This is a genomic window from Sinosporangium siamense, from assembly GCF_016863435.1.
Taxonomy (GTDB): domain Bacteria; phylum Actinomycetota; class Actinomycetes; order Streptosporangiales; family Streptosporangiaceae; genus Sinosporangium; species Sinosporangium siamense.
Genome location: NZ_BOOW01000044.1, coordinates 26655 through 50384 on the forward strand (window position 1 = coordinate 26655; position 23730 = coordinate 50384).

Consider the following 23730-nt stretch of genomic DNA (forward strand, 5'->3'; position numbering starts at 1 on the left):
TAACAAAGACCATCGTCGATGCCGCTGTGGGTATGACCTACCCGCAACTCGGCGCCAACTGGCAGGTGAGCCGGGACGGCTGGACCGAAGCCGACGCTCTCGATGACGGCCTCACCACGCGCCAGGAGGCGTTGGTGCAGACAGCATGCATAGAAGATGTCTCTGGAGCGATTCGAGTGGGGGACTTATCCGCCGTCGTCGCCTCGGGGAGCCTACCGTGGGCGGTGTGGTACAGGGGCCCGGCCGACCTGGAGTATGCGGCGAAAGGCTACTTCCGCGTGCTCGAGCCCATGAACTATGACGCGCCCGCATATACCAAGCACGAGCTCTCGTCCAAGCCCCACGAGGTGAGCGGCAAGAAGGCGTGGCTTTACAAGCTGGTCCTGGAGCTCGATGCGGCGGCGGTTGAGGCTCAGGGCTGGAGCTGGCGCAAAGAGACCGTGATGATCGTCCTGGTGGACCGGGGTGCGAAGAAACGGCCGGGCATTCTCTTCATCTCGATGCCCGACAGCCATCAAAACCTTGGTGACATCGATCTGGTGCTCGGCTCCATCAAGGCTCGCTAGGTGTTCTGTCCCGAGAGGATAGGAACACGGCTGGCAGGTGGCTAACCACCGAGTGCAGTGTGACCGCGGTGGTGATTGTATGCGTGCATCCACCGCGGAAGCGCCCGGCGGCGTTCCACCTCACTGATATAGGGGCGGGCGTAGGCCCACTCCTCCAGGAGGGTGCGGGTAGGTCGGCCGAACGGCGAGGTACCAGCCCGTAGGGCTGGTCCTTTTCCGTTCTGCCTCCCTCCGAACCGGGCGGACCCGTTTCCGAGTACCCGGCTCTCCAGCGATCTACTGCGTGAGCGGTGATGCAGAGTACCCACTTGGCGCCGAGCAGTTCGCCGGCCCCCTGGCCGTCCGCCGCTATGCATCCGGCGGCTACACTCTCGCCCCGCGGCTGGACCTGCTCACCGCCGACCAGCGAGGTGCGGTGTGCACCGCCGCCCGCGCCCCGGGCGGACTCACCGACGGCCAGGCCGCAGTCCTGCTCACCGCGCTGGCGTGCGGGCACACCCCCGACTACGCCGCCCACCGGACCGCGGCCGGGTGGGAGCAGGCCGAGGCCGAACTGAATGGCGACGGGCTGCTGCACGCCGAATTCGACCCCGACCGTGCAGAGGTGAGCGAGGACGTGCTCCACAGCCTGCGTTACCACGACCTGCCGGAGCCCTCCGACGGCCCCGCCTACCCGGCCCGGGAGCGGCCATGACCCCCACCGGCCCCGGCCAAGCCGCCGCACCTAGGCGCCGCTGGCGTTCCGCCGTCCCCCGACCTCATCGCCTGGGCCCGCTGATGCTCTCCGACGACGAGCAGGCCGACATCCGCGCCGCCGCCCAGCGCTCGGGCCTGTCCCCCGGCGCCGCCGCTCGCCACGACCTGCCCGCCACACCATTCGCCGCCCGTGATCAGATCGTCGAACTGCTGCAAGCGCGCCTCCAGCTCGCCCGGATCGCCGCTCTGCTGCCAAACGCGCATGCCGTCGAGGTACTGCCCGAGCTGACCCGCGCCTCACGCCGTCTCGAACACGCCGCCAACACCCTAGTCCGCCACGCCTTCCGTACAGCGGACCCGAAATGATCGCCATGGTGCACCCCGGGCCCAGCTCCCGCACCCCGCGATCTGCTGCATGTGCTGTACGGCCCCAGCACAAGCCGCTACGAGCACCAGCGCGACCCGTACCTGATCGCCGCCTGGGACCGGTTCGAGTCCGATCCCGCCGACGGCGAGACCTCCATGGAGGAGTTGGCGGCGCACCTCAACCGCCCGGCCGAGATCCTGCGCTACACGGCCCGCCGCCATCTGTGGCACTGCACGGTGCTGACAGCGCGGCACGACCGGCCACTCACCGACACCACCTGGGCGTGGATCGCCGCCCAGGTGCTGGACGCCGCCGGCGTCGCCCCGCTGGGGGATCCAGCGGCATGCCGGTGGGTCGCGCAGCGGCACGCACGCGACCACATCCACCTTGGTGGCGACCCAGACGCGTCTGGACGGGCGGCGGCCGAACCTGCGCGGCAACTGGTACCGCATGCGCGACAGGTGCGATCACATCGAGGCTGAACTCGGACTGGCACTCACCCGGGAATACGCAGCACTTCGAGTGCCTGGGGCCAGCGGTGGCGCGCTGTGACGCTCACTGACATGAACTTGTCGCGACCTACTCTGCCAACAACCTGCCGTATCCACTGACAGAAGTTTGTCGCTCAACAACCGGGATGTGTATCAGGCGGAGTCCCGCGCGTACCTCAACGCGGCCGCCGTCGCGGAGGGGGACACGAGCATAGTCGATGTGCTCACGTCCGCCTCGCCCCGCGGGCTTCAGCCACGCTGAAACACGACGCACTTCCGCTGCGCGGAGCAAGATATGTCTAATGTCCCATTAGCTCTGGACCCGGCGGGGTCCAGCAGGAGAAACTGCTGATCAGAGGGCTCACCCCGTGCGACATGGTCGGCGGGGTTTCTGATCAGCAGGGACCGGGCGCGGTCCTACGGGGAGTGGTCAGTGACATGTCCGATCAAAACGACGGGGTCGGTTCTTGTAAGCGTGTGGTGCGGCGGCGTGAGCGGCAGGCTGTTGCGCGTTCGCGTGTGGTGAAGTTTGTGCTGACCGAGCAGGAGTACGGGGAGCTGCGGGCTGCGGCGCAGCGGCTTGGGCTTACGCACGGGGCTTACGCGGCTGAGGTTGCGTTGGCGGCGGCGCGGCAGGTGTGTCCGCCGATGGCGGATCCGCTGCGGGAGGCGCTGGTGGAGCTGATGCGGGCTTCGGCGCAGGTGCGGCGGATCGGGGTGAACCTCAACCAGGCGGTTGCGGTGTTGAACGCCACCGGGCAGGCGCAGGGGAATCTGGCTTCGTATGCGGATTACTGCGTGCGGACGGTGCGGAGGGTCGACGGAATCGCGGAGGCGGTGCGGAGGAGGCTGCTTCGGTGATCGGCAAGGTGCTGCGCGGGGCCAAAGTGTCGGGGCTGCTCCGGTACCTGTACGGACCTGGGCGGGCCAACGAGCACATCGATCCGCGTGTGGTGGCCGGGTGGCGGGAGCCTGCCGAGGTGGAGCCGCCGGTGCGGGCGGATGGGAGTCGGGATTTTCGGCCGTTGACGGGGCTGTTGGAGCAGCCTTTGGCTGCGCTTGCGGGCAGGGGGCATGAGCGGCCGGTGTGGCACTGCGTGGCACGGGCCGCGCCCGGGGATCGGATTCTGAGTGATGCGGAATGGGCGGAGGCGGCGCGGACGATCATGGATCGGAGCGGGTTGGCGCCTTCGGGGGATGAGGAGGCGGTGCGGTGGGTGGCGGTGCGGCATGCCGACGACCACGTGCACATCGTGGCGACTCTGGGTCGGCAGGACGGTGTCAGGCCTTCGACCTGGAATGACTTCTACAAGGTGCGTGAGGCGTGTCGGGAGTTGGAGGGGCGGTTCGGGCTGGTGGTGACGGCGCCGGGTGACCGTACCGCTGCCCGGCGGCCTACCAAGGGTGAGAGCGAGGCAGCCGTGCGGCAGGGGTGGGAGGAGCCGGCCCGGATCGCGCTGCGGCGGCGGGTGCAGGCGGCCGCGGCGGGGGCTGGGTCGACCGAGGAGTTCTTCCAGGCGCTGCGGGAGGCGGGGGTGCTGGTGCACCGTCGGCTCGATGAGAAGGGGCATGGGCGGGTGGTGGGGTATGCGGTGGCGTTGCCGGGTCATGCCAACCGGGAGGGGCGGCCGGTCTGGTACGGCGGGGGCAAGCTCGCGGCCGATCTCAGCCTCCCCAAGCTTCAGGCTCAACGCGGATGGGCCAAACCTGGTGGCGGGGGTTCCGGGGCGGAACGGGTGTCGGAGGTGTCGGCGCGGGTGCTGCTGGGGCGTTCCGTGCGTTCTGCGGCGCGGAGCGCCACCGGGGAGGAGGACTTCTTTCGCCGTCTGCGGGAGGCGGGGGTCGGCGTACGTCTGCGCCACAGCGAGCGCAACCCCCTTGAGGTCACCGGGTATGCGGTGGCATCGGTCGAGGGCGATGGGCGGTGGTTCGGCGGTGGGAGGTTGGGCGATGATCTGACGCTGCCCCGGCTTCGGCGTCTGTGGGATGGGTCGCCGCGGGAGTCCGGGGGCGAGTCGCGGGAACGCAGTGCGGAGGAGCGGCGGGAACTGTGGGCGGATGCGGTGCGGTTGTCGGCGGACTACGACCGGCGTTTCGGCGGGGTTGAGCCGGATGCCGTCGGCGGGTTGCTCGGGGTCGCGGGTGATGTGCTGGGTGATCGGCGGGTACGGCGGGCCGGGGAGGAGTTCGACCGGGCTGTGCGCGAGCCGTACGGACGAGTCGCTCCGCCGGCAGCTCGGAGTGGCGGGGTGCGGTTGGCTGCTCGGCTGCTGGCCGCTGCGGGAAGGGGGCGCAACGGGTCGACGGTCGCGATGATGACGTTGGTGTCCAGTCTGCAGGCGATGGTGGTGGCGGTTGCCGAGCTGCGTCGGGCTCAGGGGCGGTTGTTCCAGGCCGAGGCTGCGGGGCGGGCCGCTCGGGAACTGGACGGTGTGCTGGCGGGGGCGAGTGCCGGTCGGCCTCGGGATCGTCAGGTGCTGCTCGCTGAAGGGGACTTCCCCACGCTGGGCGCCGTGGTTGGGCGAAGCGGGTTCCGCCGCTCTGCTGAAGGGCGTCGGTCTGTGCCGTCTCATGCCGCTCGGCCGCCTTCAAGATCAACCTTTTAATCGATGCGGGTTGAGGACCTAGTCGTGTTCAGCAGATCACAAACTACGCTGAGTGATTGATCAAGGTGCTTGCCGGTTCGATTCGGGGTGTGTGGGATGCGGGTTCTCGCGCGGCGCTGGATGGTTGGTGGTGTGCTGGCCTGGGCTGTGGCGGCTTGTGCCGTACCTGCGGCTGCGGCCACCGAGCCGGGATGTCCGCAGCTCAGTGAGACCGTCAATCGCTACATCGACCGGGAGCGGCTGTGCGCCACGGTGCGTGACCAGGTGTTCCACTGGTTGACCTCCGGGCGGAGGCCTGATCTGGGACAGGTGTTGAAGGAGTCGTGGCGAAGGCCACCCGCTGCACATCCCGGTACGCCGACCGGGGATGCTCAGGGTCAGGGTCGCCCTGCTCCGGTGCGCGTTGTGCCACCTCTGCCTGAACAAGTTCAGCCGCGGCCGCTGCAGCCCGCACCTGTACGGGTGGAGCCTGTACCGGTGCGACCTGCGAGTCCTCGTTCGGCACCGCTCTCCCCTGCCTCGCAGGGTCCGACTGTCTCTACCGTGCCGTCGCGACCGGATCCCGGACCCGTCACCGGCTCACCGGAGCGCGAGGTGAGACCAGGTGCGGTTGCACATTCCTCCGGTAGAGCTCAGACGCCCCGCCGAGAGCCGATCCCTCCCGCCGGCCCCCGGCAAGGTCACATTGAGGGGTCGGCGAGTCGACGGAGCGGGGAGCAGCCGACGGCGCGCACACGACAGGAAAGTTCCCTACCGTCCAGGACGCTGCCCCACGACCGGCAGGTCGTACGGCAGCTCGACGTCGAGGCTCCGGCTGTTCCGACGCCGCCTGTTACGGGCGGCTCGCGGCACACGTCGTCATTGCCCAAGTCCGGTATTGGTACAACCGAGGACTCCCCCGTCCCCAGCGCTTCGGCCTCGCCTCCAGCGGGAAGAGCTCCCCGCTGGCCGCCGGCCCATCGTCTCCCGCCTGGGCGTTCCCCTGGCTGCTAGCCGTACTTGCGACGGCCGCCGCCTCGGTGCTGGTCGGTTACCCTCTGCGGCACCGGTTGTCGTTCGCCTCGCTGGGCGGGTCGTCGCGCAGAGGGCAGGAGCGTGAGTTCGCTCAGCTTGCCAAGTTGCAAGCCTCCCGGCCTGCCGAGGGACCACCGCCCGCTCCCTCCGGCGAGAGCGGGGCGTCAGGTGGCGCGATGGGCTACACCGTCGCGCTCGCGGCCCTGCACGGCCTGGGGCTGACCGGCCCCGGGACGGACGCGGTTGCCCGGGGCCTGCTGGGTGAGCTGCTTGCCGAAGGTGGGATCGCGGTCCAGGTCGCCATGACCCAGACCGACGCCGCCCGCCTGCTGGGCACCAGGGAGAAGCCGCGGGTGGAGGGGTGGGAGGTGTTCGCCAACCGGCAGGAGCTGCTGACGCATCTGCAGGTGGAGATCGTGCGGCGCCGGGGTCAGCGTGACGGCGGTGCTGCGGCTGAGGACCTGCCCTGGTTGTTCGCCATCACCTCGCCGGGGGACGCCGCCGAGGCGCTGCACGAGGTCGTTGACGGCGGCGCCGAGGATCTCATCATGGGGATCGTCTTGGGTGAGTGGCCCTACGGCATCACTTGCACCGTGGACGATGACGGACACATCACCGGGCTGGTCGGTGCCGGCGCCCCCTCCTGGGTCGGCCGCCGACTGCCGACCCTCACCACCACCGAGCTGACCTGGCTGATGCTGTAGTCACCGGCACCGCATGGGCACGGCGGGCCGTACGGCAGGAGCCCGTCCCGCGGGCAGCGTCGTACGCGGGCCTGCGGCGACCACGTGGGCGATGGAATACGGGAAGTCGCCCTGGGCCAGCCGTGCAGGATGGGACAGGAGCTCGCGGCGGGGCGGCGGTGGGTAGCCGGTGCGCACGTTGGGATCACGGGCGAAGAACGGCAGCGCACGCTGCATCGCCTCCACCGGTGCCACGTCTGCCTGGCGAAACCGGTCGTAGTGGCCCATGGCGTGCGGGTGCTGCTCGCGCAATCGCACCTCGCACCTCAGTCTGGCCTGCTCGGCCTCGGGAACCGATGCCGAGTACGGCGCGGCCGCCGACCACACGCCCAGCACCTGCGGCACATCGGCTCCGGCCAGCCACCGGCGGTCGAACGCCGACCGCCATCGCCTCTGCCCCGCCTGGTCGGCCGCACGCTGTTGCCGGGTGAGTTCGGCCTGTGTCGCCCGCTCGTGCGTGGCGCGCTCCAGCAGGCGCTGGGTTGTGGCCTGGAGCAGGAGCTGGGCGGCGACCGCGCCGACCGAGGCGAGGTGCACGGCCTGCTCGACGCCTTGGCCGGCGGCTTCAACCAGTGGGTCGAAGTACTGGGGTGTGTGTTCCATGGGTCGGCCTTCCAGTCGGGACGGGTCGGGTGGAGACCGCCTCCAGGACGGCCTCGGTGACAAACGTGTGGTTCAAGTCCAAGTGGTGGGCGATCCGGTCGACCTGGCGTGCCACGTCGTGCGGTGCGAGGCTGCAGACGGCGCCGGCCGCGCGGCGGAGTGCGGCCAGGCGGGTCTCGGGGAAGCTTGGATCGGAGCTGCTCAGTACTGCGTCGAGCACCAGGTCGGCCAGCGGGCGCCGCCCCTTGAGGAGGATCTCGGCCAGGTGCGCGGGGCCGTACTGCAGTAGCGCGGAGGCGGGATCGTGCCCGTCCGGCAGCGTGACGGCGTCGAGGGTCAGCGCTGCGGGCCGAAGAGCGGGGTAGGCGCGGGCCATGGCCTCTGCGCCTGCGCGGTCGCCGTCGAAAGCGATGAGGAGTCGTGCTCTGCCCAGCGTCGCCGCGAATTCGGCTTGTCCGGCGGTGACTCGAGCGCCGAGGCAGGCGATTCCCGCGAGGCGGTGGGGGGCGGCGAGGCTGACGGCCATCGCGTCCAGTGGGCCTTCCACCAGGACAGGAAGCGTTCTCCTGTTCACTGCGTGCAGGCCGAAGAGCAGGTCTCTGCGCGGGTGGCTGGCGGTTGTGGGGCCGGCGAGGTAGCGCGGTTCGTGGTCGAGGGCGCGTCCGAGGAATGCCAGGACGGTGCCCTCGCGTGACCGCAGTGGGAACATGGCGCGATCGCGGAAGGTGTCGATCAGGGTACCGCGGCGTGAGCGGCGGGCCAGACCGGCTGCCTCTACGGCATGGCCTGGGTAGCCGAGGCCCCGCAGGTGGTCGGTGAGCGCGTGCCAGGAGGCGGGGGCGTAGCCGATCCCCCACTGCCGTTGCACCGCGTCATGGAAGCCTCTGCCTGCGAGGTAGCCGGGCACCCAGCTGCCGGGCAGGTGGCTGTGGAAGAAGCGCTCGGCCTCACGGTTGATCTGGGCGTGCATGAAGTCACGCCGCTTCCCGTCGCAGCCCGACGGCGGTGGCCAGCCAGCGCAGCCGCTCGTTGGCGATCCGGTATCCCTGGGCCCGCAGTTGGGCGGCCAGGTCCATCTGGCTGAGCCGTACCCCCGACTGCTCTGCCTCGGCAAGGATGCTGTGCGCAGCCTGCACCAGCTGCTCGTCGCGGTCCTGGGCGGGCATCTCGCCGGAGCAGGCCGCCTCCGCCGCCTGCAGGCGGAGCGCGATGCGCTCCGACAGCGGGGCGCGCCAGCGCCACAGCCACCGGCCGTGCGCCTCCTGCAGGCGTGCCACCTCCCGCAGGTGCAGTTGCTCCAGGTGCAGGCCGCGCGAGTAGGCGGTCACGTCCCACAGGATCATTCGCCGCCACAGCGCCAGGCTCGACCACGGCGCCAGCACCCACCGGGCGAGCGGCACCCGCTGGCGACGCGTCTGCACGGTCAGCCCGACCCAGCGGCGGATCAGGTGCCGCACGCCCTCCAGCACGGTGACGAACAGCACCGGCATCGCCGCGTGCATCACCATCACCATCACATCGCCGTGCGCGGCGGTGGCGTTAAGCGCGACGGTCGCGCCGACGAAGCCCCAGGCGACCCAGCGCAGCACCGGCCAGGCCATGTCGGTGTACTCCAGCAGCAGGTCCCAGGCCAGCAGCGCCAGGATGCCGAGGTCGATGCCGATGGGAACGATCCAGGCCAGAGCGCCGAACCAGGGTTCGGCCATGTCGCGGACGGTGCCGAACGAGCCGATCCCGCCCAGTACGGCAAGGCCGGCCACCAGTGGCGCCACCACCGCGGCGGCGACGACGACCGGCCGGGCGGAGTTCACCGCAGGTGCCCGTCGAGGAGTCGGTGTACGGCGGAAGCCACGTGGTCGCCGTCTGCGGGGGCCAGGATGACGCCTCTGCGGGTGATGTAGGCGTAGACGCCGTCGGCTCCGCCGCAGAACACGGTGTGGCCGTGGACTCTGAGGATCCAGCGGTCGTGGCGTTGCCGTACCAGTCTGGCGGGGTGTCCGTGCTGCTGGAGGGCATAGCCGAGCAGGGTCAGGCGCTGGCGGCGGGTCTCCACTTCCTGGTCGGCGTGGAGTGTGACGGTGCTTGGCATGGGTGTACTCCGTAGGCGTCGGTTTCCGGCGCGGGTGGTGTCCGCCATCAACTGAAGTTGATAGTGTTGCGCCAGGATAAACACGAAGAGTTATGGACTGTTGACTATGAGTGATGAATCTTGGTCTTCGTTGCGGGAAGTTGACGGCGATGGCTGACGACGGAGGCATCACCGTGCGTTCGCTGGCCGACAAGGTGGAGTGGCTGATCCAGCACCGCTGGCCGGCCGAACGCGCTCGGCCCGGCAACAATGTGGGGATCGCCGCGCAGATCAGTGCCGCCACCGGGGAGGAGATCTCCTCCACGACGGTGTGGAAACTGCGCACAGGCCGCTCCGACAATCCCCAGTTCAAGACGCTCAAGGCGCTGGCGGTGTTCTTCCGCGTGCCCGTCGGCTACTTCGGCGACGATGAGGAGGCCGAGAAGGTCGGCGACGCGGTCGCGGCGGAGTCGGCCATCGCGGGGCATGCGCTCAACCGGGACGCGCTACGGGCGCTGGTGGAGATGTCGGACGACGCGCGGCGCCTGGTGGCGGACTTCATCGTGAGCGCGGCACGACTGGAGAAGGGCCGTTAAAAAGGGCAAGGCCGCCCGAGCGGACGGCCTTGCCTGGTTCGAGCTACTCGGGACGGGTGAGTCCCAGCAGGGTGAAGGAGTGGGACATCCCCCTTACGACGCGGACCTGCAGGCCCGTTGTGCCGAGCAGGTGCATGTAACCCGACAGGCTCCACTCCATGCCGCACTCGGGCGGTCGAGGCCAGCGGAACTTGTTGCAGGTGTCCAGGCAGTCCTCGAGTTTCGGCGGGCACGCGCAGGCGTGATCGTCAGGTGGTGTCTCAGGGGGCATGTTGTCTATCGCCAGGAGCCAGCCGCCCGGCGGAATTCCTCCTCGGATTCCGGCGAGGAAGACCTTGAGGGTCTCGTGGGTCCAGTGCTCGGAGCGGGACAGGTCGGCGAGCAGGTAGAGGTAGGCGCCCACGGGCGGGTCGGTTGTGGTGTTGGCGAGCTGTACCTGACATCGGTTGCCTACGCCGCATTCCTGAATGGCGGCCCAGGTGTCGGTGATGTCGGGTTCGTGTTCGAGTTGGATTCCGCGCCAGGTGGAGTTGAGGTGCAGGAGGGCGGCGAGCGAGGTGCCGTGGGCATTGCCGACGCCGACCATGAGGGCGTTGTCGGGCGGAGTGCACAGGTCGGCGATGACGAGGGATTGCTCCCAGTGAACGCCGGACAAGTAGTCGATATCGGGGTGCTTGGCGGGTGGTCTTGTGATCACGTCGGCTCCATTCGTAGTGGTTTCCGATGCGGTGGCCGATAATAAGCAGTTTACTTACATCTCCTGATCGTGTTGACGTGAGCCACTTGCTTCTTGGATACTGCCGACCTCGCAACTCCCGCCGAAGAACTCGGAGCCGGAGGGCGACGATGAACAAGGATGACACCAAGACGGGCCGATGGATATTTAGCTCGGAATATTACAGGGCGTGTCGCAGATATTACTGCTGCAATATCCAACAAGGCGGGCCACACACACTCCCTCGCCGTTTCAGGATTAGCGATCACGCGTCATTGAAGATGACATCCTTCGCCGCCGAGGCGATCGCCGCTTGCGCCTGATAGGGAAGCCCGAGACGGTTCCAGTGAAAAATGATGTTGTGGGCGATGACTGCACGGATTCCACGCTCGACGAGCAAGCCGTCGTCGCACACGCCTTTCAAGGCTCGCCCCGCACTCTCGAAGGCCGACAGCCAGTCGTGGGCGAAGCACAATCCGCTCTTGCGTAGCACCGTGGAGGGAGCTGTGTCCACGGTGATGAGGCGTCGAACGCTGCTCTTGAAGTCCTCCCACTTTTCTGCCGGCGCAGGTATCTCCACCGGGCGCAGGTCATCGGCGATGCTCGCCCAGATGTCACCCTGTTCAAACCAGTCCTGCTCGGCGGCTCTCATCAGGGCGGCACATAGCAGGATTGACAACTCTCGACGCCTGGCTCCGGCGACCTGTGCGTGGCCTACATACGGGTCGAGGAAAGTGAAGATATGACGGCTGTCGGCATGGAACAATTTGTGGGCAATAATCATCCCTGCAGTCCCGCCGAAAGCGTACTTCTCCGGCTCATAGACTTTATCCAACCACCGGGTAGCGCAGTCGGCGGCGACCAGATCGTCAGCAGCACTGTGTAGAAGATTCATTGATCCGCTGATGGAATCGCTGGTGGCCGGGAGGTAGCGGAAGCGCCACTGCCGTTTGCGAATGAAGAACCATGAACTGATCAGTCCAGACTCCTCAGCCGAGCGCAACGCAGGGACGAGGTAGACGATCGTGTTGTGCTCAGCAGTCGAAGGATCCGCGAAGTCGACATCGATCTGGAGCCACGGCTGGTGATCAGAGGCCTTCATTTTCCTCCTCAGCGACCGTTTAGTTGAGCAGGAGACAGCTGTCCCAGCTCGAGACTGGGGGATGGCCTGCGGCCGTGGTCAGCGCGAGCCCGAGCCCGGCAGAGCCGAAGAGCAGGCCGATTTCCATGTTCTGCACTCGACGAGCGAGAAAACGGTCGGCGAGTTTCTGCGGCCAATGGGTCAGATCACCATGATCGGCATCGCGGGCAAAGCGCCAAACAGTTTGGAACAGACCTGCCGAGCCGTGACACAGGCTGTGGTCGTTGATCAGGCGGGTCTGGTCGGGGTCGTTGAGGCAACCGAGAAGTGCCGACTCGGCCATACGCTGCCTGGCCAGGTCGGCTGTGGCCAGGCCAGCGAGCTGCTGGGCTCGAGCGATGCCCGGGGTGCCGTAGCACCAAGACGGACGTCGAGGCCGCTTCTGCTCTGGTCGACCACGCGCGACTTCGTCGACAGTTACTGTTTCAGGCCACCACGGCCCAGATTCGCCCTCCTGCAACCAGGCGTCGGTCCAGGAGCAGATCTTCCCAATGGCCGCGACCTGTCCGTCCACGACGATCCCGCGTCTGGCCGCCAACGAGAGCAGGGTGAGAGGAGCACTGATTCCGTGTGCCATGCCGAAGTCGCCGTGGCCGCCGAGACGGTCGGTGGTTCTGCCACCGGTGGGCGGACAGTCCACCCACCAGCCAGGTAGTTCTTGTGCGTCGAGGTCCTCACTGAGTCTGACGAGGTAGGCGAGCACCTGTCGGATGAGGTCGCCGCCGGGATTCCTGCGCAACAGGTGTGCGCCCAATCCCGTCAGCCCCCTGAACAGGTCGAACTCCTTTGGATGCGGCTGCCGCCCGCAGTCGATACGCTCGTGGGCTCGGTCGAGGTGGCGTCGCGTGATGGCATCGAGTTGGGTGTCCAGGGAGGCAAGGGCTCGCTCATAGCGTCCCGGCCGGTCAGCGGCAGCGTGGAGAGTGAAGGCCAGGGCGGGCGCGCCGAACAAGAGGCCGGCCTGTGGGCCGGTACTGATGGGCATGGCTGTGGCGGCAGCCGTAAGCCACCTATGTGCTGTCTCCCAGTCGCCGACTCCGGAGGCTGCGCGCTCAACGTGCAGCAGAGCGACGCCGACGGCACCCCTGCTGAGCGACTGGGGATGACCTTCCTGAGTGGATGCGGGGAAAGAGAGCCGGGTTGCTATCTCAGTTACTTCTGCGCTGTATCTCGCGATGCCCTTGTCTCCTTCGTTCCTCTGCGTGTCATCCAACTGAGGGCAGCGGCACGGGCGAGTCGGAGGCATAGACGCTCGCTGTCGAAGTCAATTCCTCGCATTCGGGCATGATGCAGGTGCAGCAGGGAGGCCAGAACGGCGTCGGGTTCGGGGCTGGGCCCTGACAGTCGGGCGCGATAGTCAGTGATGGCCGCGCAGCGCCGCTTCCATGCGGAAACGAGATGGTTGCCTCCTGGAACAGTGCGCAGGACGGCCCACTCTTCGCTTGGGTTGGCCAGGTGTACCGCCTGGTCATAGAGGTCACGGTTGATTGGGGTGGCCGGTCGACGGTGAACATGCTCCTTGAGCCAGCCCCAACCGCTTTGGAGGTCGCCGGTGAATCCGGAGGCCAGGTCAGTGAAGCTCGCCGCTGTGATGGCATGGGTATGTGCGCCGCTGCTCTTGGACAGGGCCAATTGCGCGAGGGCCACGGCTGAGTCGGCTGCAAACACGGCCTCGGCTGCGGCCATGGTCGCGCCCATGCCGTAACGGCCGACCTCGGGATAGTACGTGTCCAACATGACGGTGCGGAGCAGCCCGAGGGATCGAAGTTGTTTTGCCCAGGCGCCCAGGAACTGAGCGGCCGACCCGTAGTGTCCGGGAGCGTGGAGCGGAAACCGTAGGCGGATGTGGGGGTCGGTGCCGTGGTGCCGGAGAAACCACCAACCATCTATCGGACCATCTCGCCATCTGGTCACCAGGTCGGGCAGGTGATCGGTGAGGATGGAGATATGGGCTTCCGAAGGCGCGTGTAATCGGGCGTAGAGCCATGGTGAGCTACCTGGCATGTGGCCGGAATGAAGGGTCGGCGCAATCGCCCCTGCCGACTTCGGCGCCTGGCGTCTCGGTTGTGTTGGCCATGGCGAAGGGCGTCGGGCCAATGGGAGAACGACTTCGTGGACGCGCCCCTCGGCCCACCCGTACTGGTGTAGTTCCGGTGCCTCGGTGAGGGTGGCGGCGCCGTACCTGTCCACATGAGCGCGCAAGGTTGCCAAGTGGGCCGGTTCACCTAGATCGAGGCGGAGCCGCAAATCACGGTCGCCAAAGAAGACCGAATTGGGGAGGTCGTAGATCCCTCGCCAGTCGTTCCACGCTCGCTCCCACACCGACCAGTCGGCTTGGGAAGGGGGCAGGTCGGCAGACGACAGATTCCATGTGGCGGGGCATAGCACGGCGCGGCGAAAGCGGATGCGGGGTAGATAGGGCAGATCTGCCGCTGCTCCCCATGAGAACGGTACGACCGCGGCCGCTTGGCTGGTGGAGATCTCACACAGGAAGCGGGCAAGCGGGTGCGTCGCCTGACGCAACTCCATCGCGTTCACCATCACGGCCTCCACCTTGTGTCCCTCCGATAGGGACACAAGGAAAAGACCGTGGGCGTCTCCGCTTACCGCCAGGTCTTCAAGGGGGATGACCTCGTTGGAAGGCGGCCGATGCTCACCGATGGAGATCTGCGGAAGCATCGCAGGTGTACGGGTGAGGTTCTGCGCCCTCAGCGCCAATGGTGGACACGACACTTGTGCGAGCTTGGCGTCCACGGCGGCCGTGGGGATACCTGCCAAGGCCGCCATCATGCGGCGACGGTCGTCGTCCGGCAGAAGGTAGAGGAATCGGCCCGCGCTTACTCCTGCTTGGCGTCCGGCGCTGAGGATGACCAGGGAAAAGTCGCCGCGGTCAAGTGCATCCACCGTCGGTGCCTGCACGCTGAACCGTAGTTCGGTGTGTGGGACGACGTGGAGGGACGGCTGTTGGCCGGCAACGGCGGCCATCTCCGATACGTCGCGCTCGTCGAGATGGATTTCGCGTTGGCGGCGCAGGGCGGCTCGCTGCGCCATGCGTAAGAGCATGCGTTCTCTAGACTGCAGAGAAGCGGGCGGTTTTATGGCCGCGCCACGATATCCGGCGGGGTATCCGAGGCCGACCTCGAAGTTGGTGATCTGCTGGACTGGGACGACAGCGCCGATGCCGTACCTCTCCAGGAAGCGTGCATGGTAGTCCCGCCAAGCGGTGGTGCCGTGCGGGTGCGGCGTCAGCCGTACCAATGCCTCTGCTGCTGCCTCGGCCTCTCGTGCCACGGACCACGGCAGGGTCACGACGCCATCGAACCGCAAATCCACCGCCAGAGACGGCTCGGCGCCACTGCATATTGCTGACATCCGCTTCGCCACGGACGCGCGGATGGCACGGCGTTCTTGTGGCGTGGTCGCGCGGTTATGCCCAGCCAGTTCACTGCGGAGCATCTCCAGCTCGTCCAGGATCGGGTGAGGGGCGCTCGCGTCAACCGTCGTGGGTCGAAGACGATCAATGAGGTGCTCCAGCACGTCGGTGACATCCATCGCCGCGTTCAGGTTGGTGATCAAGAAGCTGCGTGCCACAAGTTCGGTCACCATCCGCTCGATGACGGCTACCTCGGACGCCGAATAGTCGGCAGCCAATCTGTCGACGAGCTCACCGACGTTGACAGGTGATCGAGCAATCCGGATCGCACTCTGTACTGCTCGCGTATTGCGAACCGTCACATCAGCTAGTCTCACCTCGCCCCGACTTCCAGGGCGCTGCCTGTGGGGAATCACCAGCCGATCACCGCGGGCAAACACGGTGCTGTTGGTAGTGACCGAAAGGTGGCGAAGCACCTCGGCCTGTCCCTCAAGAAGGGTGATTGCCCCCGCCAACCAGGCGGCGTCGGGACGAGCCACCACCTGATGTCGCCCATGCCAATGCAGACCCGCTCTGCTGCCGATGCGCGCTGGCCCCACAGCGGCGAAGTATCCAAACGGAGTGGCTCTGCCGGCGGCTCGTAGGAGGTAGCGCAGCACCGACTCCACCGCCCGCCGGATCTGCTGAGGAGAACGGGGGCGGCCATCGCAGATCTCGGCAACTCGGCGAGCCAGCGTGGAGCTGGACGTTTCGATGGCCTCTGCGATGGCGTGGTTCTCCCACACCTGGCCCAGCCAGCTCCGCCACTCGTCTACTTGAGCCGGGCGGCTACCGATGAGGTCCGGCCATGGAGGAATCGTGTGCGGACTGTCGAGTGCGGCGACCCGGATGATCGCCGCATCGACGGAGTCGAACCGGAGTTGTTCGGTGCCGACCATTTCTGATCTCCCGCTATCCGGTGGGCGGGCGCCTAGCAGGTGACTCCGGCACTCTCATCGGTCCCGCCGCAGCCGTCAGCCGTGCAATCCGCTGAGTCGGCGCCGGTGACCTCCAGTCCCGAGTCCACGAAGGTCACATCGAGATCGAAGTCGGTCAAGTCCGCGGGCAGGGGAATGCCATCCACAACAAGAACTCCTTCTCTAGGGCGAATTGACCATGCCATCGTGATCCGGCCAGGAAATCACGATCTTGCTGTGCCGTTTGGCGAGGACGTACCCGTGCGGAAGCTCGGCATCAGGAGTACTCGCGGGATGGACGGTCATATGCGGGCTCGGCCGGTTCAGCTGATCCCAGCGGCGGATCTGCTCTGCGAGGCGCTCGGCGACTCCGGCACCGTCAGGTCCATGGCCGTACGCCCCGAACTCGTAGGTGGTCTGCTCAGGGTCGACCGATCGCAACTTGGCCCTGTAAGCCAGGCTGCCCCCGTCTGCCACGGCAGGTGTACCAAGCCGCCAGGAGGGTGAGACGACTCCGGCTTCGACGGCCTGCTGCTTGGCGGTGAGCAGGGCAAAGCCGCGGAGGTTCCCGGCCAGCCAGAGATCCTGGTCGTGGAAAGGCTGCCGCCTGCCGACGGTGACACCCGACCACACCTGCGCCCGAGGCGAGGCCAGGACACCGCTCAAGGCCGCTTCGTCGACCTGCTGACCCTCGTCCAGCCACAGGCCGACCTGCTCCCCATGAAGGGGAACGCCGCGGCCGCGATGCTCACCCATGCCCTGGATGGGGACGAACCCGCACAGCAGGTGGCTCAGGCTTTCCAGGGCGTCGCCGCGGCGTCGGAAGGCCCAGGAGCGGGTCAGGCCGAATGTACGCAGGGGTACGACAAGGCGCCCGTCGTCGGTGAGCTGCTCTACCCAGGCCGTCGGGACTTCCCAGGCGCCGACCGTGACGACGATCCGGTCCCACGGGCCGAACTCCGGCGCGGCGGACTCCCCGTCCATGCGCAGTACCCGGACATCGCGGTATCCCGCCTTGGCCAGGCAGGCACGTGCGCGATCCACAACGTCCTGGTCGATGTCAATGGAGGTCACCGATCCGTCGGGACCGACCAGCTCACGTAGCAGCGCGGCGTTGTAGCCGCCGCTGCCGATCTCCAGGACGCGCTTGCCGGACAGCTCTCCGAGCTGGCCGAGCATCATGGCGACCGTCGGAGGGGCCGAGACGGTGCTCAGCATGACCCCGTGCTCGTCCGACTTGGTGACGACGGAGTCCAGGCTGTAGGCCTGCTGAAGGGAGGCTCCGGGGGTGAAGAGGTGGCGTGGAACCCTGCGCATGACGGCCTCGACCTCTGGCGGAAGCACCAGGTCAAGCTGCCTATGCCGGTCGGCGATCCGGTCTACGAGAGCAGCGCGCAGCGCGGCTGCATCCGGATCCGAGTGTGTGCTCTTTCCGGCTGTGTCGGTGTTCACCGGGGGGAGTGTAACCATGCCGACCTTCCCTTCGCCGACAACTCGCTCCTTGCTTGGCCGAGTGATTCACCCGTCGGCCGTGGCCCTGCCCAGGGGTGTGCCCGGAGTGTGATCCACGGCGAGCACGGGGGTGGGGTTGCGGGGCTTCAGCCAGCCAGCTCGGAGCGGACGTAGTCGCCAAACTCGTTCGCCTGGGAGCCTGGGAAGTCGGCTTTGAGGCGTTTGGCGAAGCCGAGCGCCCGGTTGCCCGCCCGTGTGGAGGTCAGCTCTTTCAGGCCGGATATGGCCTGCCGAGCGGTGTCCACCGCCTGGTCAAGGTCCCCCATACCGAGGTAGCTGTCGGCGGCGCTCAATCGGGTGAGCTGCACCGAACGCGAGTAGGGGTTGCCGAAGCTCCTCATGGCTCTTTCCGCTTGGCTCGTGGCCCGCGAGAAGTCACCGATCTTCCGCCAGCACGAGCCGGCGTTCCCCGCCAGTTCGGCTTCGTCGAAGTACGCGATCCATTTCGGGTCGCGATCATCCAGTCCCTTGCCGAATGCGTCGTCGGCACTGTGAAGAATCCGAGTGATCTGTCGGGCGGTGTGCGGATCCTGTGTGTCTGTGTCGGCCAGCCGTACGGAGAGTGCTCGGGCATGCTTGATCAGCAGCATCGCGAGCACCCGCGGTGAAGCCTGCGCCCGTTGGCCCGCCTCAACGGCGGCGGAGGCCAGCCGGACGGCCCAACGGCTCTGGTGCAGGTCGGCGGCCTGGTGGGCGAGCGAGGCGAGGATACGTGCACCGATGAGGTCGTCCTCTGCGGCCTTGGCGAGTCTGAGCGCCTGGCCGTAGTGCTGTTGGGCCTGACCTTGACGGCCGAGGTCGAAGGCCATCCAGCCCGCCAGTTCGGTCATCTGGGCCGCGGCGCTGAGGAGTCTGCTCCCGACCTCTTCGGTGTAAGCGCCACGCAGGAGCGGCGTGAGCGTCGTGCTCATGAACTCTGTGACAGCGGGGCGCACCAGCCCGGCGCCGAAGCGGTGGTCCATTTGGGTGAACGCCTGGTGGGCGTCCAGGACCCGCTGAACGTCGGCCAGGCCGACGGATGTCCTTGCGCCGGAGCCCGGTGAGGGGCTCGTCGGCACTGCGGGAGGTGGTGCCGTGTCGAATTGCCAGGCCAGAAGCCATTCGCCGAGTGCCGCAGGGACGAATGGCAGTGCTGCGAGCATTCGACGCCTCTGCGCGTCCATTTCCCACCTCCACAACCTCTCGGCCGCCTCCACGCTGGAGGCGACGGAGTCGAACCCGTTCTCCTCTTCCCAGGGGGCCAGGTCATCGCAGGACGCCTGGGTGTCGAGCCAGCGTTCGACCTCTTCAGCGCCGACCTGCCAGGCAGCCGCTATCCGGGTGCGATAGACGGGGCGAACGCCCTGTTCACCGCGTTCCCACCGGGCCCAAGTGGTGGGGGACACACCGATCTGTTCCGCGGCGGCCTCCTGGCTGAGGCCGCGTCGCATGCGCGCTCGGACAAGGCCAGCTCGGCCGTCGCGCTTGTGCGGATGGGTCAGCTTGTTCACCATGCCTCGCCCCCTTCGCGTCTAGGGGAACACACATTGAGGGTCGGCGCGGGTCACAGCTCTGTCCCACGCCGAAACGACCAGCAAACGACCAGGACCTCCCCTCGTCATCAGTGCCCGGGGTGAGGTTCTGCTTTGAGCCCTCGCCTTTTCATCGTCGATAAGGGGGCCTTACACACTGCCTGTGCAGGAGTGCACTATGCTCACCTGGGGCCGGAACCGACCCGGCGCTGTCAACGCCCTGACGATAACCCACATCAGGAACCATGTCCTTCCGTCGACATAATGGATGATATCGGGTTTTCCCGACAGAGCCCTTGAACGCCTTGATGGAATCAAGTCGGCCTCAAAACGTTCAGAGAACGACCGGCCGAACATCAGGGATCGTTGTCAACACCTAAACGCCTCACGAAGTGTTCTTTCTGGAGCCCGGTCGGGGCAGCTACCTTAACCGGAGATAACGCTGCGCACACCTGAAAGGCGCTTCGATGAGATGGCACAAAGTCTTCCCTGGAAGTATCGGCCAGGTTAGGGCCGCTCGTCGGTTTGTCAATCACCTTCTTACCCCTTGCCCTATACGCGAAGACGTCGCCCTCGTCCTGCACGAGCTGCCGCCAATGCCGTCAGGCACACCTCCAGCGGAAAAGAGGGAGGCGCCTTTACGGTCGATCTCTCATGGGAGAGCGACACGGTACGCATAGCGGTGATCGACCAAGGCGGGGAATCATCTCCGGTGTTCCAGTCCCTAGCGGCGCACTTCCCTGACAACGATGCGGAAAGCGGCCGCGGGCTGCTATTGGTGGGGGTTCTGGCCGACGATTACGGCACCTATGGTGATTCACACAGCCGTGTTGTATGGGCAGTGTTCCGACAGCGGCCCACAGCACCGACTCACATACAGTGCGCCTCATAAAGTGATGGATGTGCCCAGCCACGAATGAATGTAAGACCCGTAGATAATCATACGGAAAGGCGAGATATATGGGTGACGTACGGGACTGTCAGCGATGCCGATGCCGCTTGAGCCGCTACAATTCCTCGAATATTTGCGGCCCATGCGCCCGATTCCCGGCCTTCGCCGGCAAACCTGACTTCATCGCGCCTCATGTATGGCAGAACGAGGGGGTGCTCACCGCTCTCCGTGCCCGTGACTTCGGTGCGGTGAGCAAACTGCTGCGCACGCTCTGCTCCCTCAGGCAGAACAACCTGGCGGAGATCACCGGCCTGAGCCAGAGCTACATCTCCCTGCTGGAGTCGGGACGGCGCCGCCTCAGCACGATCGACAAGATCATGGACTTTCTGAACGCCTTGGGCGCTCCTGAAGACATCGTGCAGAGTATGTTCCATGACCTCGTAGCTGCCAGACGCGCCCCCCACGACCGACTCCCCAATCACCGCAGCGAATACAACGCGGACACGGACGTCAATCACCTGGGCAGTTTGGGCTGCCCGCTCCCCTCTGGAAGCCTGCAGGCAGGCATCGGCGAACTCATCGATCTCGGCTCTTCAAGCACGCTGTGCGTGGCGATTGACGATTCGCGCATTGGAGAGATGGTCATGCTCACCATGCAGACCTCGGAGGGGAAGGATGTACAAGTGACCCTGCCACGACGTCGCCTTGTCCACATGGTCGCCGGTGGTGCCTTGGCATCCATGGTGTCGGCCCACGGCAGCTCCGAGGAACCGGGCTTGGTGGCCAAGGCGCTGAACCAGCCACGCCACGTCGACGAGCAGGTCGTCGACTACTTTCGCCGCCTGCTGAACGAGCACCACACGGCCGATAAGACCTTCGGCCCTCACTCGATTCTGCGAACGGTGCACGCCCAGATCGAAGTTCTTGACGAACTCCGACGTGGCGCGGGCACCCGGAGTACAGGGCCCCTGCTCAAGATCCTCAGTCAGTACGCCGAAATGGCCGGCTGGCTCCACCAAGACCTCGGTCAGATGGGCGCCGCCATGGAGTGGACGAACCGAGCAATTCAGTGGGCATACGTAGCCGACGATTCCCTGATGCTCGCCTACCTCCTGGTCAGGCAGGCCAACATCGCATACACAGCCAAGGACCACGCCACGGTCATTCAACTGGCACGCGCCGCGCGCAGGAGATCCCACGGGCTTGAGCCGAAGCTTGAGGCCCTCGCGGCGCAGCAGGAGGCTAGCGGCCTGGTCATGCTGGGTGAGCACGACGAGTGCTTCACGCTGCTGGAACAGGCCGCTGAAACCCTGCGGGACCACCCTAGGGTCTCCCAGCCGGACGCGCCGATCTACTTGTCGCAGCTTCCTGAAAACTGACCCCCTAGCGGTCGCTGAAAGTTGACCCCCTCGACGCTAGGAAGGTGCTGAAAGTGGAGGACTGGGCAGAAGTACGCCGTCTGCACCGGGCCGAGGGGATGCCGATCAAGGCGATCGTCCGGCGGCTGGGAATCTCCCGGAACACGGTGCGGCGGGCGCTGGCATCGGATGAACCGCCGAAGTACCGTCGGGCGCCGACGGGGTCGGTGGTGGATCCGTTCGAGCCGCAGATCCGCGCTTTGCTCACGGAGTGGCCGACGATGCCCGCTCCGGTGATCGCCGAGCGGATCGGCTGGCCGTACTCGCTGTCGCCGCTGAAGAAGCGGCTGACGCTAATCCGGCCGGAGTATGCGGGAATCGACCCGGTGGACCGGGTAACCTACGAGCCCGGGCAGATCGCCCAGTGCGACCTGTGGTTCCCGGAGACGCCGATCCCGGTGGCCGCGGGCCAGCGGCGAATCCTGCCTGTGCTGGTGATGACGCTGGGGTTCTCCAGGTTCATGACCGCCACGATGATTCCCAGCCGCCAAGGCGGCGACATCCTGTCGGGCATGTGGTGGTCGATCCGCGGGATCGGCCGGGTGACCAAGACCCTCGTCTGGGATCGGGAAGCGGCCATCGGCGGGAACGGGAAGGTCAGCACGCTCGCGGCGGCCTTCGCCGGCACTTTGGCCACGCAGATCAGACTCGCTCCGCCGCGCGACCCGGAATACAAGGGCATGGTCGAGCGGGCGAACCGGTTCCTGGAGACGTCCTTCCTTCCCGGGCGCCTGTTCGCCTCGCCGGCTGACTTCAACCGGCAGCTGGAGGACTGGCTGGTCAAGGCCAATGCCCGCACCGTCCGGTCGACCGCCGGCCGCCCAGTGGACCTGCTGGAGACCGACTATCGGGCGATGACCTCGCTGCCGCCGGTTCGCCCGCCGGTCGGCCTGCGCAACCGGATCCGGCTGGGCCGCGACTACCACGTGCGCCTAAACACGGTCGACTACTCCGTCAATCCGCGTGTCATCGGCAGGTTCGTCGACATCGTCGCCTCCCCGGACACCGTCACCGTCACCTGCGAGGGCAACCCGGTCGCCCGGCATCACCGGTCCTGGGCCAGGCAGGACGTGGTCACCGACCCGGCCCACGCCGCCACGGCCAGGCAGATGCGCCAGGCCCTGGCCGAGGACCGGCAACGACGTCAGGCAGCGCTGCGCCGGCACACCGACGGCCACACCGTCGAGCTGCGGGCGCTGCCGGACTACGACGCCTTGTTCGGCGTCGACTTCACCAACCCGGACGAGAAAGTGAGCAACCAGCAGTGAGTACCGCCACCAGGACGAAGGTGGACCCCGCCCCGAAAGACGGCATGCCGTCGATGCTCGCCTACCTCACCCGCGTGCTGAAGATGCCCACCATCGGCGCGTTCTGGGAGGAACTGGCCGAGCAGGCCCGCGATCAGAACTGGTCGCATGAGGAGTATCTGGCCGCCTTGCTGCAGCGCCAGGTCGCCGACCGGGAGTCCAAGGGCACCACGATGCGCATCCGCACCGCGCACTTCCCGGCCGTCAAGACGCTGGAGGACTTCAACCTCGATCATCTGCCCTCGCTGCGTCGTGACGTGCTTGCGCACTTGGCGACCGGCGCCTTCGTAGCCAAAGCCGAGAACGTGATCCTGCTGGGTCCGCCGGGGATCGGCAAGACGCACCTGGCCATCGGGCTCGGCGTCAAGGCCGCGCACGCCGGCTACTCAGTGCTGTTCGACACCGCCAGCAACTGGATCGCCCGCCTGTCGAGCGCTCATCAGGCGGGACGGCTGGAATCCGAGCTGAAGAAGATCCGCCGCTACAAACTGATCATCATCGATGAGGTCGGTTACATCCCCTTCGACCAGGACGCCGCGAACCTGTTCTTCCAACTCGTGGCCTCCCGATATGAGCTGGGCTCGATCATGGTGACCTCGAATCTGCCCTTCGGGCGCTGGGGAGAGACCTTCTCCGACGACGTCGTCGCCGCCGCGATGATCGACCGCCTCGTCCACCATGCCGAGGTCCTCACCCTCACCGGTGATTCCTACCGGACCCGGCAACGCCGCGAACTGCTGGCCAAGGAGAACCGCGCCAGCCACGGCTGACCGGACACCAGGGGGTCAGCATTCAGAAACCCATAGGGGGTTCACATTCGCGAAGCGTCGACACTACTTGCATGACTACGACCTCGACTCCCTGAACACACAGGGTGCCGTCTGTCACCGCGCCGCAGGCCGCGGCGACAGAGCCGTCGGCCTACTGGAGGAACAGCTTCACCGGGTGCAGGAGGGCATGACACGCGACCGCGGGCACCTCACCGCCAAACTCGCCGTGGCGGTAGCTCAATCACCGCAGCCCGACCCGGCCCGCGCCGCCCATCTTGGTCACGAGGCTCTCGAGGCCGCTGCCAAGGACCGACTCAGCCCGAATCCGCAGCGAGCTCAGCCTTCTTGATGCCGAGCTGGCCACGCGTTGGCCTGATCGTGCCGA

At 66.8% G+C, this 23730-nt stretch carries 23 protein-coding genes and 1 pseudogene; 12 read left to right on the top strand and 12 right to left on the bottom strand.

Annotated features, from left to right (window positions below):
* Positions 1–26: 26 nt before the first annotated feature.
* Positions 27–566: a hypothetical protein gene (locus Ssi02_RS32245; RefSeq protein ID WP_204031361.1), complete on the top strand. Its 540-nt coding sequence runs from the start codon at positions 27–29 to the stop codon at positions 564–566.
* Between the two features lie 41 nt (positions 567–607).
* On the opposite strand, the pseudogene Ssi02_RS32250 reads toward Ssi02_RS32245, so the two are convergent.
* A pseudogene (locus Ssi02_RS32250) lies at positions 608–733 on the bottom strand (integrase core domain-containing protein); the annotation flags it as partial.
* A 116-nt stretch (positions 734–849) separates the two neighbouring features.
* On the opposite strand from Ssi02_RS32250, the gene Ssi02_RS32255 reads away from it, so the two are divergent.
* The 6 genes from Ssi02_RS32255 to Ssi02_RS32280 all read left to right on the top strand — a co-directional run bounded on the left by Ssi02_RS32255 (position 850) and on the right by Ssi02_RS32280 (position 6444).
* Positions 850–1260: a hypothetical protein gene (locus tag Ssi02_RS32255; RefSeq protein ID WP_204031362.1), complete on the top strand. Its 411-nt coding sequence runs from the start codon at positions 850–852 to the stop codon at positions 1258–1260.
* A complete protein-coding gene (locus Ssi02_RS32260; protein ID WP_204031363.1) occupies positions 1257–1628 on the top strand; it encodes a hypothetical protein in 372 nt (123 codons plus the stop codon). Before Ssi02_RS32255 ends, Ssi02_RS32260 begins: the two co-directional genes overlap by 4 nt.
* Before the next feature lie 51 nt (positions 1629–1679).
* A complete protein-coding gene (locus Ssi02_RS32265) occupies positions 1680–2111 on the top strand; it encodes a hypothetical protein (protein ID WP_204031364.1) in 432 nt (143 codons plus the stop codon).
* 447 nt (positions 2112–2558) lie between these two features.
* A complete protein-coding gene (locus tag Ssi02_RS32270) occupies positions 2559–2981 on the top strand; it encodes a plasmid mobilization protein (RefSeq protein WP_204031365.1) in 423 nt (140 codons plus the stop codon).
* A complete protein-coding gene (locus Ssi02_RS32275) occupies positions 2978–4726 on the top strand; it encodes a relaxase/mobilization nuclease domain-containing protein (protein ID WP_204031366.1) in 1749 nt (582 codons plus the stop codon). Before Ssi02_RS32270 ends, Ssi02_RS32275 begins: the two co-directional genes overlap by 4 nt.
* A gap of 1019 nt (positions 4727–5745) precedes the next feature.
* Positions 5746–6444: a hypothetical protein gene (locus tag Ssi02_RS32280; RefSeq protein WP_204031367.1), complete on the top strand. Its 699-nt coding sequence runs from the start codon at positions 5746–5748 to the stop codon at positions 6442–6444.
* On the opposite strand, the gene Ssi02_RS32285 is transcribed toward Ssi02_RS32280, so the two are convergent.
* Genes Ssi02_RS32285 through Ssi02_RS32300 form a run of 4 tightly spaced genes read right to left on the bottom strand, consistent with a single transcriptional unit; the run spans position 6445 to position 9175 of the window.
* Positions 6445–7086 (bottom strand): hypothetical protein, encoded by a 642-nt coding sequence (locus Ssi02_RS32285; RefSeq protein ID WP_204031368.1) that lies wholly within the window; start codon positions 7084–7086, stop codon positions 6445–6447.
* Positions 7049–8056, bottom strand: a complete 1008-nt coding sequence (locus tag Ssi02_RS32290) for a toprim domain-containing protein (protein ID WP_204031369.1) — start codon at positions 8054–8056, stop codon at positions 7049–7051. The genes Ssi02_RS32285 and Ssi02_RS32290 overlap by 38 nt, the downstream gene beginning before the upstream one ends.
* A gap of 4 nt (positions 8057–8060) precedes the next feature.
* Positions 8061–8897 (bottom strand): DUF2637 domain-containing protein, encoded by an 837-nt coding sequence (locus Ssi02_RS32295; protein WP_204031370.1) that lies wholly within the window; start codon positions 8895–8897, stop codon positions 8061–8063.
* Positions 8894–9175 carry a hypothetical protein gene (locus Ssi02_RS32300; RefSeq protein WP_204031371.1) on the bottom strand — a complete coding sequence of 94 codons (282 nt, stop codon included), beginning with the start codon at positions 9173–9175 and terminating at the stop codon, positions 8894–8896. Before Ssi02_RS32300 ends, Ssi02_RS32295 begins: the two co-directional genes overlap by 4 nt.
* A 149-nt stretch (positions 9176–9324) precedes the next feature.
* On the opposite strand from Ssi02_RS32300, the gene Ssi02_RS32305 reads away from it, so the two are divergent.
* Positions 9325–9750, top strand: a complete 426-nt coding sequence (locus Ssi02_RS32305; protein ID WP_204031372.1) for a hypothetical protein — start codon at positions 9325–9327, stop codon at positions 9748–9750.
* A gap of 43 nt (positions 9751–9793) precedes the next feature.
* Here the strand turns inward: Ssi02_RS32305 and Ssi02_RS32310 are convergent, their stop codons facing one another.
* The 7 genes from Ssi02_RS32310 to Ssi02_RS32340 form a co-directional block, all read right to left on the bottom strand.
* On the bottom strand, positions 9794–10447 hold the full coding sequence (locus tag Ssi02_RS32310; protein WP_204031373.1) for a hypothetical protein: 654 nt from the start codon (positions 10445–10447) through the stop codon (positions 9794–9796).
* 283 nt (positions 10448–10730) lie between these two features.
* Complete coding sequence (locus Ssi02_RS32315; protein WP_204031374.1) at positions 10731–11567, bottom strand: thiopeptide-type bacteriocin biosynthesis protein; 837 nt, start codon at positions 11565–11567, stop codon at positions 10731–10733.
* Positions 11568–11586: 19 nt separating this feature from the next.
* Complete coding sequence (locus Ssi02_RS32320; protein ID WP_373870229.1) at positions 11587–12783, bottom strand: lanthionine synthetase C family protein; 1197 nt, start codon at positions 12781–12783, stop codon at positions 11587–11589.
* On the bottom strand, positions 12759–15917 hold the full coding sequence (locus tag Ssi02_RS32325) for a lantibiotic dehydratase (protein ID WP_204031376.1): 3159 nt from the start codon (positions 15915–15917) through the stop codon (positions 12759–12761). Before Ssi02_RS32325 ends, Ssi02_RS32320 begins: the two co-directional genes overlap by 25 nt.
* A 32-nt stretch (positions 15918–15949) precedes the next feature.
* On the bottom strand, positions 15950–16102 hold the full coding sequence (locus tag Ssi02_RS32330; protein ID WP_204031377.1) for a hypothetical protein: 153 nt from the start codon (positions 16100–16102) through the stop codon (positions 15950–15952).
* 16 nt (positions 16103–16118) lie between these two features.
* Positions 16119–17405: a methyltransferase, FxLD system gene (gene fxlM, locus Ssi02_RS32335; protein WP_204031378.1), complete on the bottom strand. Its 1287-nt coding sequence runs from the start codon at positions 17403–17405 to the stop codon at positions 16119–16121.
* A 128-nt stretch (positions 17406–17533) separates the two neighbouring features.
* Positions 17534–18940 (bottom strand): NsdA family TPR-like regulatory protein, encoded by a 1407-nt coding sequence (locus Ssi02_RS32340; protein WP_204031379.1) that lies wholly within the window; start codon positions 18938–18940, stop codon positions 17534–17536.
* Positions 18941–19505: 565 nt separating this feature from the next.
* On the opposite strand from Ssi02_RS32340, the gene Ssi02_RS39995 reads away from it, so the two are divergent.
* The 4 genes from Ssi02_RS39995 (at position 19506) to istB (ending at position 23345) form a co-directional block, all read left to right on the top strand.
* Positions 19506–19850: an ATP-binding protein gene (locus Ssi02_RS39995; RefSeq protein WP_204031380.1), complete on the top strand. Its 345-nt coding sequence runs from the start codon at positions 19506–19508 to the stop codon at positions 19848–19850.
* 107 nt (positions 19851–19957) lie between these two features.
* Entirely contained in the window at positions 19958–21229 is a 1272-nt protein-coding gene (locus tag Ssi02_RS32350) for a helix-turn-helix domain-containing protein (RefSeq protein ID WP_204031381.1), read from the top strand.
* A 44-nt stretch (positions 21230–21273) separates the two neighbouring features.
* Positions 21274–22536 (top strand): IS21 family transposase, encoded by a 1263-nt coding sequence (gene istA, locus Ssi02_RS32355; RefSeq protein ID WP_204031382.1) that lies wholly within the window; start codon positions 21274–21276, stop codon positions 22534–22536.
* On the top strand, positions 22533–23345 hold the full coding sequence (gene istB / locus Ssi02_RS32360; RefSeq protein WP_275410773.1) for an IS21-like element helper ATPase IstB: 813 nt from the start codon (positions 22533–22535) through the stop codon (positions 23343–23345). The genes istA and istB overlap by 4 nt, the downstream gene beginning before the upstream one ends.
* Positions 23346–23730 lie beyond the last annotated feature (385 nt).